This is a genomic window from Sphaerospermopsis aphanizomenoides BCCUSP55, assembly GCF_001586785.1.
GTDB lineage: Bacteria > Cyanobacteriota > Cyanobacteriia > Cyanobacteriales > Nostocaceae > Sphaerospermopsis_A > Sphaerospermopsis_A aphanizomenoides_A.
Map to the genome: position 1 here is coordinate 51,628 of NZ_LUFH02000001.1, position 15,020 is coordinate 66,647.

10 protein-coding genes and 1 tRNA gene are annotated in these 15,020 nt (G+C 37.0%); 2 read left to right on the plus strand and 9 right to left on the minus strand.

Annotation, left to right across the window (positions count from 1 at the left end; all coding sequences use genetic code 11):
* The 5 genes from A0J48_RS00195 to A0J48_RS00215 form a co-directional block, all read right to left on the minus strand.
* Entirely contained in the window at positions 1 to 1,974 is a 1,974-nt protein-coding gene (locus tag A0J48_RS00195; protein ID WP_200319193.1) for a GAF domain-containing sensor histidine kinase, read from the minus strand.
* Between the two features lie 85 nt (positions 1,975 to 2,059).
* Positions 2,060 to 2,500 carry a secondary thiamine-phosphate synthase enzyme YjbQ gene (locus A0J48_RS00200; protein WP_200319195.1) on the minus strand — a complete coding sequence of 147 codons (441 nt, stop codon included), beginning with the start codon at positions 2,498 to 2,500 and terminating at the stop codon, positions 2,060 to 2,062.
* 78 nt (positions 2,501 to 2,578) lie between these two features.
* Positions 2,579 to 3,745 (minus strand): pyridoxal phosphate-dependent aminotransferase, encoded by a 1,167-nt coding sequence (locus A0J48_RS00205; RefSeq protein ID WP_200319196.1) that lies wholly within the window; start codon positions 3,743 to 3,745, stop codon positions 2,579 to 2,581.
* Positions 3,746 to 3,757: 12 nt separating this feature from the next.
* Positions 3,758 to 4,096, minus strand: a complete 339-nt coding sequence (locus tag A0J48_RS00210; protein ID WP_200319198.1) for a carbon dioxide-concentrating mechanism protein CcmK — start codon at positions 4,094 to 4,096, stop codon at positions 3,758 to 3,760.
* 63 nt (positions 4,097 to 4,159) lie between these two features.
* On the minus strand, positions 4,160 to 4,771 hold the full coding sequence (locus A0J48_RS00215) for a DUF3318 domain-containing protein (protein ID WP_200319200.1): 612 nt from the start codon (positions 4,769 to 4,771) through the stop codon (positions 4,160 to 4,162).
* A gap of 73 nt (positions 4,772 to 4,844) precedes the next feature.
* Here A0J48_RS00215 and A0J48_RS00220 point away from each other — a divergent pair, with 73 nt between their 5' ends.
* Positions 4,845 to 5,084, plus strand: coding sequence for a hypothetical protein (locus A0J48_RS00220; RefSeq protein WP_200319316.1), 240 nt, complete (start codon positions 4,845 to 4,847; stop codon positions 5,082 to 5,084).
* Between the two features lie 72 nt (positions 5,085 to 5,156).
* Here A0J48_RS00220 and A0J48_RS00225 read toward each other — a convergent pair.
* Positions 5,157 to 5,230, minus strand: a tRNA-Pro gene (locus A0J48_RS00225).
* Positions 5,231 to 5,356: 126 nt separating this feature from the next.
* Positions 5,357 to 5,722, minus strand: a complete 366-nt coding sequence (locus A0J48_RS00230; protein ID WP_200319202.1) for a DUF1818 family protein — start codon at positions 5,720 to 5,722, stop codon at positions 5,357 to 5,359.
* 196 nt (positions 5,723 to 5,918) lie between these two features.
* Between A0J48_RS00230 and A0J48_RS00235 the strand changes: the two genes are divergently transcribed.
* A complete protein-coding gene (locus A0J48_RS00235; RefSeq protein WP_200319204.1) occupies positions 5,919 to 12,386 on the plus strand; it encodes an AAA family ATPase in 6,468 nt (2,155 codons plus the stop codon).
* A 440-nt stretch (positions 12,387 to 12,826) separates the two neighbouring features.
* On the opposite strand, the gene A0J48_RS00240 is transcribed toward A0J48_RS00235, so the two are convergent.
* Positions 12,827 to 12,994: a hypothetical protein gene (locus A0J48_RS00240; protein ID WP_200319205.1), complete on the minus strand. Its 168-nt coding sequence runs from the start codon at positions 12,992 to 12,994 to the stop codon at positions 12,827 to 12,829.
* Positions 12,995 to 13,208: 214 nt separating this feature from the next.
* A complete protein-coding gene (locus A0J48_RS00245; protein WP_200319206.1) occupies positions 13,209 to 14,354 on the minus strand; it encodes a response regulator in 1,146 nt (381 codons plus the stop codon).
* Positions 14,355 to 15,020: the final 666 nt, after the last annotated feature.

Sequence of the window (15,020 nt, forward strand, 5' to 3'; positions counted from 1 at the left end):
TTAATCAATTTCCGTCGGACAATAGAACCCAGATAATAAAGTGGTGTAAAGCTTTAAGGAAATTGGGTAATGTTGAAACATCTGGTAAATTGGCTCAGTTGATGCCGCTGCAATTTGTGTATTTTGTTGTGCAAGTCGGCGAATCAATTGAGCATGACGGATGAGTAAATCTGTTGGTTTGAGGATAGGAGTTGTGGAAGGAATGAATCCATCAGCATCGGGTGTGGGCAATGATTCAGTGTTGGTAATTGGTATTAGAGTTCCTACATGGAGAATAGAGTTAATGCCATTGTGTTCTTGAGAATTGGCTACTTCTATACAACTTACAGGAATCTGTATCCAGAATTCTGTCCCTTCTCCTGGTTGAGAACGACATTTGAGAACTCCTCTGTGTCCATCCACAACTATTTGATGGCTGATAGACATACCTAACCCTGTTCCTTTACCTACCTCTTTGGTGGTGAAGAAAGGGTCATACATCCGTTGCATTACCTCTTCTTTCATCCCTTGTCCGTTGTCTGTAATGCGAACTACCACCCACTCGTCTTCGAGAATTTTGGTGCGAATAGTGATTTGAGGAATATAGGTAGATATTTTGTCATGCTCCATTTTTGCCTCCAAGGCATCAACGGCATTTGACAGGATATTCATAAATACCTGATTCAATTGTCCGGGGTAACATTCAATCAGGGGGAGTTGGGCATAATCTTTAACAATTTCAATTTCCGGACGGTGAATTGCTGCTTTCAGACGATGGCGAAGAATCATCAACGTTCCATCAATACCATCGTGAATATTGACGGTTTTCATTTGCGCTTCGTCATGGCGAGAAAAGTTTTTCAGAGATTGGACAATTTCTACTATGCGGTCAGTACCTAACTTCATCGAATCCAGAAGTTTAGGAAGATCCTGCATAATAAATTCCAAGTCTATTTTGTCTAACTCTGATTGCAAAGTTGGCGGAGCAACAGGTAATAATTTCTGATAGTCTTGTAGCAAATTTAATAAGTCTTTGGCGTATTCTGCAACATACCTTAAATTTCCACAAATGAAGTTGAGCGGGTTATTGATTTCGTGGGCGACTCCAGCTACAAGTTGCCCTAAACTGGACATTTTTTCGCTTTGAATTAACTGGGTTTGTGCTAGTTGTAAGTCACGGAGAGCTTGCTGAAGTTTCTGGGCTTGGGCTTGAGCTTCTTGTGCGACATGAGTGCTTTGTTCATAAAGTAAGGCTTTTTCAATGGCGATCGCTGTTTGGGTGGCAAAGATACTGACTAATTTCAGATGTTCGGCTTTGTATACGTCTGTTTTATCTATGCCAATGGCGATCGCTCCCAGTACCTTTTCCTTAGCTTTTAACGGTACACAAATCAAAGCTTTAACGTTTTTCTGCTTTTTTAATCGCGGATCACTTTGGACATCATTAATTAGTTCTGCTCGACCAGATTGCACAATGCTACCAATAATTCCCTGACCAGGTTCTGGTTGAGAATGATGAAAAAATACGCCAAATTCAGCAATAATTTCAAATGTCTTTCCATCTGGACTCAGTAGTAAAATTAACCCCGCCGAGGATTCAATTAATTGACTCATTTCCTGAAGTACAAGTTGGGCAATTTGCCTTGTCTTCAAACTCGTTGTTAATTGAGTTGAAATGTCCTCAAATAAATCTATTTCTTGGTATCTTTCCAGCAATTCTTTAGCTAATTCTTTTTTTTCTGCTTCCTGCTTGGCCTGTAATGAAAGTAAATTCGCTAATATAGTTGCCTGTTGTTCTCCCACCACCCAACCAATAATTTCTCCTGACACCTCAATTGGATATCTATTCTCTGACGTTTTCTCTCCCATACTCATCAGTATCGTGCCGTCTACCAGTTCAATCTCAACTGCAATATGCAACTGATTTACTAAGTCTTGAATCAGAGATAGTAACTCTTTTTTGTGAAGAATCTTTTTGAGGTTCACTGTAGGCATAGCACACTTTATACCACTTAAAAATTAAAAATTAAAAATTAAAAACTAAACCTAGGTAATTGGTAATTTAGATAATTTTCACCTGTCACCTGTCACCTGTCACCTGTAAAAATACTGTTCGCTTACGCGCACCATCTAATTCAAAAAATAAAACGGATTGCCAAGTTCCTAATCCTAATTTTCCATCCACAATCGGAATTACTTCACTGGTAGTTAACATCATTGCCATGAGGTGAGAGTGGGCGTTGATTGGTTCATCTTCAGGAACATCTCTTAAATGCAAGTCATTGTGTAAATATTTGTCGTTTTCTGGTGCTATTTTTTGTAAAAATACTTTGACATCTGCCAACAATCTCACCTCATTTTCGTTGATAGCTAAAGCCGTTGTTGTATGCCGAGAAAATACTAATACTTGACCGTTTTTAATTCCTGTTTCCTCTACAAAATCTTGGATTTGTGGAGTGATATTATGAATATTAATTCCCGGTTCGGTTGTGATTTCGATGAATTTGTGAATAATTGCCATGATTTTATTTGGGGATTTTAGATATTAAACCGCAGATAAACACAGATAATATCGGCGTGCATCCGCGTCCATCTGCGTTTATGATAAGATAAGTTGTAATCCTTTGACTAATCTTTCTATTCCCGCTTTTGCTGTATCTTGTTGCAATGCACCATAAGCGACACGCAAATAACAACCTTCTTCCATCCCAGATGTTGTACCTGGGATAACTGCTACTTTATATTCTTGAATTAATTTTTTTACTAATTCAAAAGCATCTATATGGCTATGCACTTTTAAGAAAAAGTAGAAAGCACCATTTGCAGGTGTGATGGTACATAAACCTTGGAGTTGCTTGAGTGCATTAATAACTATTTGCCGAGTTTGGGCAATTGCTTGGATATTATCTTGTAAATAATCTTCTTTTGCTTGTAATGCTCCCAAAGCTGCATACTGGGAAACAACAGGAGGACATATTAATATCGTATCTTGTACTTTTTTGACTGCATTTAATAGATGTTGGGGAATTACCATATAGCCAATACGCCAACTAGCAAAACCATAAGCTTTAGAAAGGCTATAAAGCGAAATTGTATATGCACTACTTCCCGGAAATGCACCAGGGGAAATGTGCTTTACGTCTTCATAAGTAAAATATTCATAGGCTTCATCGCTGATGTGATAGATTCCTTTTTTTTGACAAATTTCATTAACTTGTTTTAATGCTGTTTCTGAATAGACTACACCTGTGGGATTATTAGGTGAAATTGTCACAACAGCGCGGGTTTTTGGGGTAATAGCTTTAGCTATATTTCCAGGAATTAATTGATAATTTTCGTCTGTCCCTACTAACACTGGATGACAACCTGCCATTGTAATTGCCATTTCATGATTGAAATAGTAAGGCGTGTTTAATATAATTTCATCACCTGGAGAAGTAATAGCTAAAATGGCGTTCATAAAGCCCATATTGCTGCCTGCTGTGACGACAATGCAATTTTCTTTGTTAATATCTATGCCGTTAAATGTTGATAATTTTGCTGTTAATGCTGCTAATAAAATGGGAATACCTTCAACGGCTTTGTAAAGATGATTTGTTGAATCGTTCAGGAATTTTGGTAATAGTTCTATCGCTTCTGGTGGAGGGCTATAGTGAACTACACCTTGTCCCAAGGAAATGGTCTCAGGAGAGTTTTTGATTAATTCCCCAACCACGGGAATAATTGGTGATTGTACCGCCATCATGCGGGAGAATTCATGATTCATAATTCGTCAGTTTTAATTACTTAATGGGGGAGGGAAGCGGATGTCAGAATTGAATTGGGCAATATTTCTACTTTGATAAATTGGTAAAACATATTCTAAATTTTCATGGGGACGGGGAATAATATGATGAGATAGTAGTTCACCGCCATTAACTCTTAAAACAGATTCAAGTCCCTGATTTACTGCCATATTTACTTCACCCACATCACCGCGAATTAATATGGTTATTCTCCCTAAATCTGTATTTTCATAACCGACAAAGGTGATGCGGGCAGCTTTACACATTGCGTCTGCTGCTTCCACTGCGGCGGGAACACCGTATACTTCTATCATGCCTAATGCTAATGTCAATTTTTCTTCGCTCCAATCCAAAATCTACAATCCAAAATCCAAAATCCAAAATCCACAATTGAATTATCCATTTCCAATTTTACGTTCTGGAATTCCTACAGGTGATAAAAGAGCGATCGCTCTCAAGTTTTGACAACGAATTAATTCGCTAAAATCTAAACCAGAACGCCCTTCAATTTTTGCTACTGTCTCAATGGCTGTTAACAAATGTTGGGCGGCTTCTACTTCTGAATAATTGCGTCTTTGGGCGATGCGAATAGCTGTTTTATCGGCGTTTAATTCCGCTTCTTGCGATTGGTTCATACGCCAGATTCTTACACCAGCTACAGCACTTAATCCCCCAGCAATAATTACACCTACCACATCAGACTGGGCAACTTCTACTACACCACCTAACAACCCTGCTAATACCAGTCCTTGATAAATATCTGGTTGCAACCACTTCACCCCAGTTAACCAGCTAACCTGATATAGCAGTAGTAAATCTCGTTGCGGCTTAGTTAAGCGTCGCCACAAATCAAAATTAATATATATTGGTCGTTCCTGACTCCAGGGTAAGGGAAAAGCCGCATCTATAACCTTTTTTTGTTCTGGTCTACTGACGATTTTAGTCGTCATGCGTCCAGAAGCAGGCATTACATCTAACAAACGGCGAATTTCAATATTTGGCTCCATTGTCTTTAATTATTGGTCATAATATATGTATATTAATTTACTACTAAGACTTCACTCCAAAGATTTAAATTACATGGATGCTTTTGCTCCCACTCCCCCAGAATGGATAGATCAGGCGATTCACGCATATCAGTTTTGCTGTCCCAAGTGCCACTCCAGTAGTCGAGAAGCTTTAGAAGTTTGGCTAAATAGGCGATCGCCTGTCACCACAGTAGACCATCGTCGTAAGTGGCAAGAATTCTACCATTGTCATTGCGGTTGCGCTTGGTGGGCTTGGAGTAATGACAGACCACCCACAAACCCACAAGTTTGATCTAGGTTGTCAACTTCACAAGCGCAAGTTTTAACCAAGTAGCAATGGCTGAGATATTTAGGTTTTGATAAATCGGAGCGGCGGGATTCGAACCCACGACCTCCACTACCCCAAAGTGGCGCGCTACCAAGCTGCGCTACGCCCCGTTTACTTAATTTTGGATTTTAGATTTTGGATTTTGGATTGGGGATTTTTCCAAATTTGAGAATCTAAACTTAATTAAGTCACTTTTCTAAATTTATCAAAAGTTGAAGGAAAAAGCAAGGGGTTTTTCAAAAAACTTTTAGCGTTGCCGCAGCTTGCAGTAATCCTGGTACAGTATCAGCATTCCATTCTCCTTCTGCACAACGCCCTGTATTGAGGATAAAGCGCAAACTGTAGGAATGGGGATAACCTTCTGCTTCCATCCATAATAAATCGCTTTCTGCTTCACAGGCAATTTTTTCTTCATCCATTAATTCTGTTGCTAAATGCTTCATTGTGTCTGCAAGCTGGTTTAGTAAGCGACAAAAATCGTCTAATTCCAATTCTGTCAATTCAATCGCCCAATTATCTGTACCAACCAAGCCTTTAAATTTTGGTGCGTCGGGATTCCAACCTATACGCCAACCAGTTCCGCTTTTAATTACTTTTTCCATTAGTTATTAGCCTATAATCCTTATCCCCAATATGTTTCCGGCATTTTTAATAAGTTATTTTTCAATGCAGTGTGAAAAACCGGAATCTATAGAATGTATATTTTATAAGGCTTTGAGAGTTGTGGTGAGAAATCCGAGACCAAGAGTGTTAAAATCTAGAATTTAGTCTTTTCAGTTTATTTTGTCACTCCAGTAGATGATTTTACTGCCAGATATCACAATTGTCAGCCAAATTTACGAAAGTGCTAATTCACTTGTATACCAAGGCATCTTTAATAAAAATCGGCAACCTGTGATTTTGAAACTCCTCAAAGAAGATTATCCAACACCTGCCGAACTTTACCGCTATCAACAAGAATATGAAATCACTCATAATCTTAACCTAGAGGAAACAATAAAAGCTTATGAGTTGAGAAAATACCAAAATACCCTACTCATGTTGTTGGAAGATTTTGGAGGACAATCCTTAAAAATTATCCTGGAAAACCATCGCTTTTCTTTACCAGAATTTCTCCACCTTGCCATTCAAATTGTAGATGCTTTAGGCAAAATTCATCATCATAAAATCATTCATAAAGATATTAATCCATCTAATATTGTTTTGAATCCCCAAACAGGACAATTAAAAATTATTGATTTTGGTCTATCTACCCTTTTATCCCAAGAGAATATCACTCTACAAAGTCCTAATATTTTAGAAGGAACATTAGCTTATATTTCTCCAGAACAAACAGGAAGGATGAATCGTGCGCTTGACTACCGCACCGATTTTTATTCTTTAGGTGTCACTTTCTATGAATTGTTAACCAACCAGTTGCCTTTTGCATCTTTTGACGCACTTGAGTTAGTTCATTGCCATATTGCCAAACAACCAATACCTCCTTATCTGTTAGGTGGAGAAGCAGGTGAGATAAATCAAATTGTCTCTGATATTGTCATGAAATTGATGGCAAAAACACCAGAAGAAAGATATAAAAGTGCTTGGGGAATCAAAGCAGATTTAGAAAATTGTCTGACTCAATATACAAACGGTACTATCCAAAGATTTACTTTGGGATGTCAAGATATTTCTCCTCAATTACAAATTCCAGAAAAACTTTATGGGAGAGAATCGCAGATTGAAAGTTTATTGAGCGCCTTTGAGCGTACAAGTCTTGGTCAAACTGAACTCATGTTAATTTCTGGATATTCTGGTATTGGTAAATCAGCTTTAGTCCACGAACTTTATCAGCTAATTACTGAAAAGCGCGGGTATTTTATTAGTGGAAAATTTGATCAGCTACACCGTGATATTCCCTATCAAGCTTTAGTTGCTGCGTTTCAAGAATTAGTGCGACAATTACTCACTGAAACTGAAATACACTTACAACAGTGGCAAGAAAATATTCTAGCTGCATTAGGAGCAAACGGACAAATTATTATTGATGTTATTCCCGAAGTTGAATTGATTATTGGTAAACAATCTGTTGTCCCCGAATTACCTCCCACAGAAGCCCAAAATCGGTTTAATTTAGTTTTTCAAAACTTTATTCAAGTATTTTGTCAAAAAGAACATCCCCTCGTTATATTCCTAGATGATCTTCAGTGGACAGACAGTGCTACATTACAATTGCTCCAGTTGATAATGACCCATGCTAATACTCAATATCTGTTTTTGATTGGAGCTTATCGAGATAACGAAGTCAGTGCAACTCATCCTGCTATGCTGAGTGTAGCAGAAATGAATCAGCAGGGGTTAGTGGTTAATCATATCTCCCTTTCACCTTTAAATTTTAATCAAGTTAATCAATTCATTGCAGATACACTCAAAACTAATTGTATCCATACCCAAAAATTAGCGGAATTAGTTGGGGAAAAAACCCAGGGAAATCCTTTTTTTATCAAGGAGTTTATTAAGTCACTTTATACAGAGCAATTGCTGAAATTTGATATCCCCACTGGTATGTGGTCTTGGGATTTAGAACAAATTATCAATAGAAGTATCACTGATAATGTTGTCGAATTAATGACAGAAAAAATTCAAAGATTATCAGATTCAGCACAAAAAGTTTTACAGTTAGCTGCTTGTATTGGTAACTCTTTTGATTTAAAAACCCTAGCAGTTATCAATGAAAAACCTGAAAAGGAAATGGCTCAGGAATTATGGAAGGCGATGCAAGCTGGATTGATATTACCTATCGGTGATGACTACAAGTTTCTACAAACAGATAGAGAAACTAATGAATTAAAAATTATTTATAAATTTGCTCATGACCTAATTCAACAAGCTGCATATTTTCTCATTCCTACTGAAAAAAAGCAAGCCGTTCACTGGAAACTTGTACAACTGTTCTTACAAAATACTTCAATACAATTACTCCCACAAAAAATTTTTGATATTGTTAATCAATTAAACTTAGGTATTGCAGCAATAAACTTTCAATTAGAACATGATAAACTTGCACAATTAGAACGAGATAAAGTCGCTCAATTAAATCTCATTGCTGGTAAAAAAGCGAAAGCTTCAGCAGCTTGGAAAACTGCGGGAAATTACTTCAGAATTGGTAGAAATTGTTTGAGTTTAGATAGTTGGAAAAGTGAGTATGATTTAACTTTGGCGTTATATGTCGAAGCTGCTGAGGTAGCAAGTTCCTATGGCAATTTTGAGGAAATGGAGAATTTAGCCGATATAGTTTTACAGAAAGCTAATTCGTTACTAGATAAAGTCAAAGTCTATCAGGTAAAAATTCAATCTTACACAGCCCAAAACAAACCCCTACAAGCTATTGAAACTGCACTATCAATATTAAAGATGTTGGGAATTAGCCTTTCCCAAAAGCCTCATAAACTAGATATTTTACTCAAGCTGGTAAGGACAAGATTAAATTTTGCAGGTAAACCTATTGAGAAGTTAATTGATTTACCAGAAATGACTAATCCTTATAAATTAGCAGCGATGCGGATTTTATCTGATGTGACTGCGGCTGCTTATTTTGCAATCCCGGAACTTTTTGCTTTAATTGTGTTTGAACAGGTCAGTTTATCCCTGAAATATGGAAATACACCTACTTCCTGTTATGCTTATGCTACCTATGGATTGATTCTTGCAGGGGAAGTTGTTGGAGATATTGAATCTGGCTATCAATTCGGTCAACTTGCTCTAAAATTGTTAGATAAATTCAATGCTAAAGAACTGAAAGCGAGAACATTTTTTGTTGTTAATTTCTTTATTAAACATTGGAAAGAACATCTGAAAGCAACTTTAACTCCTTTACGGGATGCTTATGTAATTGGATTGGAAACTGGAGATTTAGAATACGCTGCTTATGCGGCAACTTCCTATACTCATCATTCTTATATTTTGGGTCAGGAATTAGCAAAATTAGAACCAGAAATGGCTATGTATGCTAGTTCTCTCCAGCAATTTGGACAAGAAACAGGTTATTATTATATTGCAATTAATCGGCAATTAATTTTAAATTTAATGGGGCAATCTGAAGATAAGTGTCGTTTAATTGGTGCAAGCTATGACGAAGATAAAATGTTGCCGATTCATCGTGAAGCTAATGCCCAAAATATTTGTCATTATCTATATTTTTATAAGATATTTCTGGGCTATTTATTTCAAGATTATCAGCAAGCTATAGAATATACTCGGTTAGTGGAAGAATCTAACGACAGTGCTGTGGGTAGTATTCATATGTCAGATTGTTACATATCTTTAATTTACTTGGCTATATATACTGATGTTTCTAAATCTGAACAAACCCGCATTCAAAAACGGGTAAAAGCTAAGTTGAAAAATATTAAAAAATGGGCGCGTTTTGCACCGATGACTCATTTACAAAAATTTTATCTGGTGCAGGGGGAATTACATCGAGTTTTGGGGGAAAATACTAAAGCTATTGATTGCTATGATCTGGCTATTGCTTTAGCTAAAGAACATGACTATGTGAATGAAGAGGCTTTAGCTAATGAATTGGCTGCTAAATTTTATCTAAATTGGGGAAAAGTGCAGGTTGCCCAAGGTTATTTGATTAATGCTTATCATTGCTATTTGCGTTGGGGTGCAACTGCTAAAGTTAAGGATTTAGAACAGCAATATCCGCAACTTTTGCAGCGATTTATTAAAACTAATATGTCTTTAGATTCACGTAATAGTTTACCTAGTACCTCTGGTAGTACCGCCGGTGAGGTGCTAGATTTAGCGGCGCTGATGAAAGCTGCTGTAGCAATTTCTAGTGAAATTGAACTGGATAAACTCCTGGCAACTTTGATGCGAATTATGCTATCTAGTGCGGGCGCACAAACTGGTTATTTGATTTTAGAATCTCTGGAAGAATTACGAGTTGAAGCGTCTGGTGAGGCTAATTCTGAGGAAGTTTTAGTATTACAATCTACTCCTATTGAAACTTGTTTACCTGCATCTATTATTTATTATGTTGCTAGGACTCAGGAAGGACTAATTGAAAGTAATGTTGCCCGTGAGGGTAGATTTACGCAAGATGTTTATATTAAAAAATATCAACCAAAATCAATTCTTTGTGCGCCGTTGTTGAATCAGGGGCAATTAATTGGGATTGTTTATTTAGAGAATAATTTAGCTGATGGAGTTTTTACACCGGAACGCCTGAAAGTAATACAAATGCTTTCCACACAAGCGGCGATCGCCCTGAATAATGCTAGACTTTATACTCAAATACAATCAACACAAAACCGCCTGAATAAATTTCTTAATGCTATTCCTTTGGGTATTTCTGTTCATGATGCTAAGGGAAAACTGGTTTATGCTAATCAAGTTTCACAACAGTTATTGAAAATTCAAGATTTAGTTAAAGCTGAAGCCGAACAACTTTCACAAGCCTATCGCATATATCGGGCAGAAACTAACCAGATGTATCCAGTAGAACAGTTGCCCATTGTGCGATCGCTGGGTGGTGAAAAAACACAGGCAGATGATTTGGAACTGCACAACAATGAGGGAATTGTACCTTTAGAAGTCACCAGTACGCCAATTTTTGATGAGACTGGTAATGTAGAATATGCGATCGCTGCCTTTCAAGATATTAGCGATCGCAAACAAGCAGAAAAAACCCTGATTGAAAATGTCCGTTTAGAACAGGAAATTAGCGAACGAAAAAAAATAGAAGCAGAACTTGAATGGGCTAAAGAGTCAGCCGAAACTGCCAACCGTGCTAAAAGCACATTTCTTGCTAATATGAGTCATGAATTGCGAACTCCCCTCAATGCTATTCTCGGTTTTTCTCAACTGATGAACCAAGACGCAAATCTATCAAACGAACAAAAAGATAATCTTGACATTATCCATCGCAGTGGAGAGCATTTATTAACACTAATTAATCAAGTGCTGGACTTGTCCAAAATTGAAGCCGGACGCATGGTTTTATCCACAGCTAACTTCGATTTGTATTACTTATTGGCTGATATCGAAGATATGTTTACTTTGAAAGCCAAAGATAAAAACTTGCAGCTAATATTTGAGCGATCTTTTGATGTTCCCCAATATATCTGCACTGATGAAATTAAGTTGCGACAAGTATTGATAAACTTGATCAATAATGCCATTAAATTTACGGACTCTGGCAGTGTGCTGGTGAAAATTGGATTCAACGTCCAGATGCAGAAAAACAAGGAAGAAACAACTATTACCTTTGAGGTTGCAGATACGGGAGTTGGTATTGCGGCACAGGAACTGGAGAATTTATTTCAGCCCTTTGTACAAACAGCATCGGGACAGCAAGTGCAGCAAGGAACGGGATTAGGATTAACAATTAGCCGTGAATTTGTGCGCTTGATGGGAGGTGATATTACTGTTATTAGTCGTGGTCAAGTTTTCACCCCTGGAACTGCGCTAAAAAATGAGGCAGATAATAGGGAAGAGGGACAAAATTCGGGTATGATTTCTTCCTTATCTTCCTCACTTTCCTCTGGTACAAAATTTCAATTTGATATCTTAGTAGGTATTGCGGAAACAAGGGAAATTGAGAATCAACCTCACGGCGATCGCATTATTGCCTTAGCTCCCAACCAACCTCAATATCGCATCTTGGTGGTGGATGATCAAGAATATAACCGCCAACTTTTAGTTAAACTTTTACAACCTGTTGGTTTTGATGTGCAAGAAGCTAATAATGGTGAAGAAGCCATTAAAATTTGGCATGAATATTCACCCCATCTGATCTGGATGGATATGCGAATGCCAGTAATGGATGGTTATGAAGCCACCAAACGCATTAAAAGCACAACTAAAGGGCAAGAAACTGTAATTATTGCTGTAACTGCTAGTGCGTGGGAAGAAGAAAAGGCGGTAATTTTATCGGCTGGCTGTGATGATTTTGTGCGAAAACCATTTTACAAAGAAACCATATTTGAGATGATGGGTAAATATTTGGGAGTCCATTATATTTATCAGGAACAAGAGCCACAGTTTCACCCTTCTAATATGACTGAAGAACCGTTAAATTTAACTGATTTATTAGCAGCTATGCCAAAATCATGGATTGTAAATTTGCATGAAGCTGCCCTTGACGCAGATGCAGAATTAGTCACTCAAATCCTAGAGTCTGTTCCTGAATCTCATACTTTACTGCGTCAGACTTGCCAAGATTGGGTGAAGAAGTTTCAATTTGAAAAGATTTTGGATTTAACTGAATCATTAGTGTAGTAATTCTTGAATCTATGAAATCGAGGTTGAGATTTGTTCTAACGAAACTAAACCATTGTCTTCAAAATCAATCTCTAGATGATATCCTTGCATCAAAGCCTTTCCCAGTAAAGGTTTAAAACCAGATGCTAAAATAGGGACTACTTTCTAGAGAAGAGAATATTAAACAGTTGATTGAAACCAAATAAGCTTTTATCAAGAGTGATAATTATAGAGAATAACAGAGCGTAAAAGTGCTAATTGCAGAGTTGATAGAAAAACAATTTATCGCCAGAAATAATTCGTCATTAGTTAACAATAATAAATAAATTTATGGGGATGTAATTTGTAATATATGAACATAATTAAACCCTCCCTACTTCAATCATTTATGATAGGTAGGGAGGATTTCAAATATTGAATTCATGAATTATCCAGCTAGGGATATTCATTAAAAATTATTAGCAACCTTTTCGATTTCTATAATTACACAAGCTTGTTGTACCTTGTCCCAGTTGAGTTTGTTGGCTCAGTTGATCTTGATTAACTTGGGTAAGCTGAATAGCTTGTGCGGGAAGAGAAAGCGCCAGTAATGTGAATGTGGTAGCAATCAGGAGTGCTTTTTTCATAATTGAAGTTACTGTGTTTAACTCTTTTTGATTTATAACTTACAGTCCTAAATCTTGTAAGTCGGAAAGGTCGGATATGTAAGTCGGAAAAGTCTGCTGAAAACTCTGGTAAATTGTGATCTTATTTAGTTAATTATCTTGTTATCAATTTCATCAAAACTTCATCTTAATTTCATAAAAAAACTGTTTATGTTATGGTATGAGCCTTGGAAAATCAGCAATTAACAACAAAATTCAACGAAGTAACCCCATAATCTTTCACCTCACGCACAGTCATCGAAAATCCATCTCCTAACTTCACAGCTATCAATTCATAGCATTTCTTTTGCATATTGGTTTCCAAAAAAAAATCTTGTTCTAGTCTTTCTCCTGTTTCCACTACCTGTACTAACTGTTCAAAAAAACCGGGAATCAGTTGATTTAGGAATTGCTTTTGCCCTAAATTATTAGTCAATTCTTCTCGTTTTTTACCCAAGATTCTAGCAAAGATAGGATTAACTAATAAATAGCGAAAGTCTTCGATTTCTCCAGTGATCATATCTCTCACAGCTTGCATAGCAGCAATTCCATCTCTGGAACTATTCAATAAACTGGCAAGCAGGGCGCGAGATTGGTAGAGAATTTCTGCGGTTTGTTGATGTTGCTCAATTTCTTGTCTTAGCTGGTGTTTTTGCTGTTGCAAAGTGATGTGAGTTTGAATCCGGGCGATAACTTCTTCGGTTTGAAATGGCTTGGTAATATAATCTACTCCCCCAACTTCAAAAGCTTTGACTTTATCAAAAACTTCGTTTAATGCACTGAGGAAAATAATCGGAATATCTGAAGTTTCTGCCTCAGCTTTCAGCATTGAGCAGACTTGATAACCGTCAATATCGGGCATTTTGATATCAAGTAAAATGACATCTGGGGGGTTGTTGCGGACAGTTCTTAATGCCATGTTACCGTTGGTGACGCTGCGAACTTTATACCCCTGTTTGGTTAAGATATCGTATAAAAAATGCAGATTTTCGATGAGGTCATCAACAATTAAAATATTGCCTTTGGGGTTTTCAGTTTGATAGGTGTCGTTTTCAACAATGTTGATAGAGGACTGAGTAGAAATAGCACTTCTTTGTAAAAGTAAATGACGAAAGTTATTTTTAGTTACTTTTTCTTCTAGTAAATCTGAAAGACGTTTCCATAATAATGAGGCTAAATCTTTAATATGCCCCACACTCATATATAAGCTATCTGCAACAGCATTATAGGTTTCGTTTTCCCAAGCAGCTTTGAGGATTTCTTTCTCTGGTACGGTTAGGTGTTTACCTGTTTTAGATTTTAGGGTCAAGTCTACCCATTCGATTGCTTCTTCCAGATTCATGGGCGGTTAGAGGTTATTTTTCAGGGTTTTTGATGATACTATTTCGTAGTTTATTTTACAGATAGAGTTGCAATTAGAGATGGCTGCTGCCTCTGGTAAGTGTTTCTATATGTAAATATTGGCTAATTTTTCAGTTATGCTGACCGTATTTTCTCTTAATCTCTTCCAAAAATCAAATAGGATTATCATAATATTTACTTATAACTACCCTTCAGTATTTATATGAGCAGTTCTTCTATTAGCCGTGTTACCACTTACTTTTGAGCATTTTGTCAAGAAATTTACTCCATATAAATACTTAATATTAAAAAATATTTCAGACAAGACCCGACTCGATCCGACCTGAAGATCCGACTTTTCCGACTAGCGCACAGGCGGAGAATGGTAGTAACTTTATCTACAAGCAGCGAATAGCTTACTAATTGAATGCTCAAAACTTGACCACAATAATTTTTGGTTAAGTATTTTGAACATACAACTAAGTATGGAAACACACTTTAAGGGCTAGGGATAAGAGATTGCCTCTATCTTTTACTCTGACCATTTTTCCTCACAACGAATCGCACCCAGAATCGTCTATAAAACGAAAGCAAAGGTACGCACAACAAAAAGGGATCTATACAAAGCTAACTAAGCTTCTGTTGTTCGTATTGACCAATACCGTTC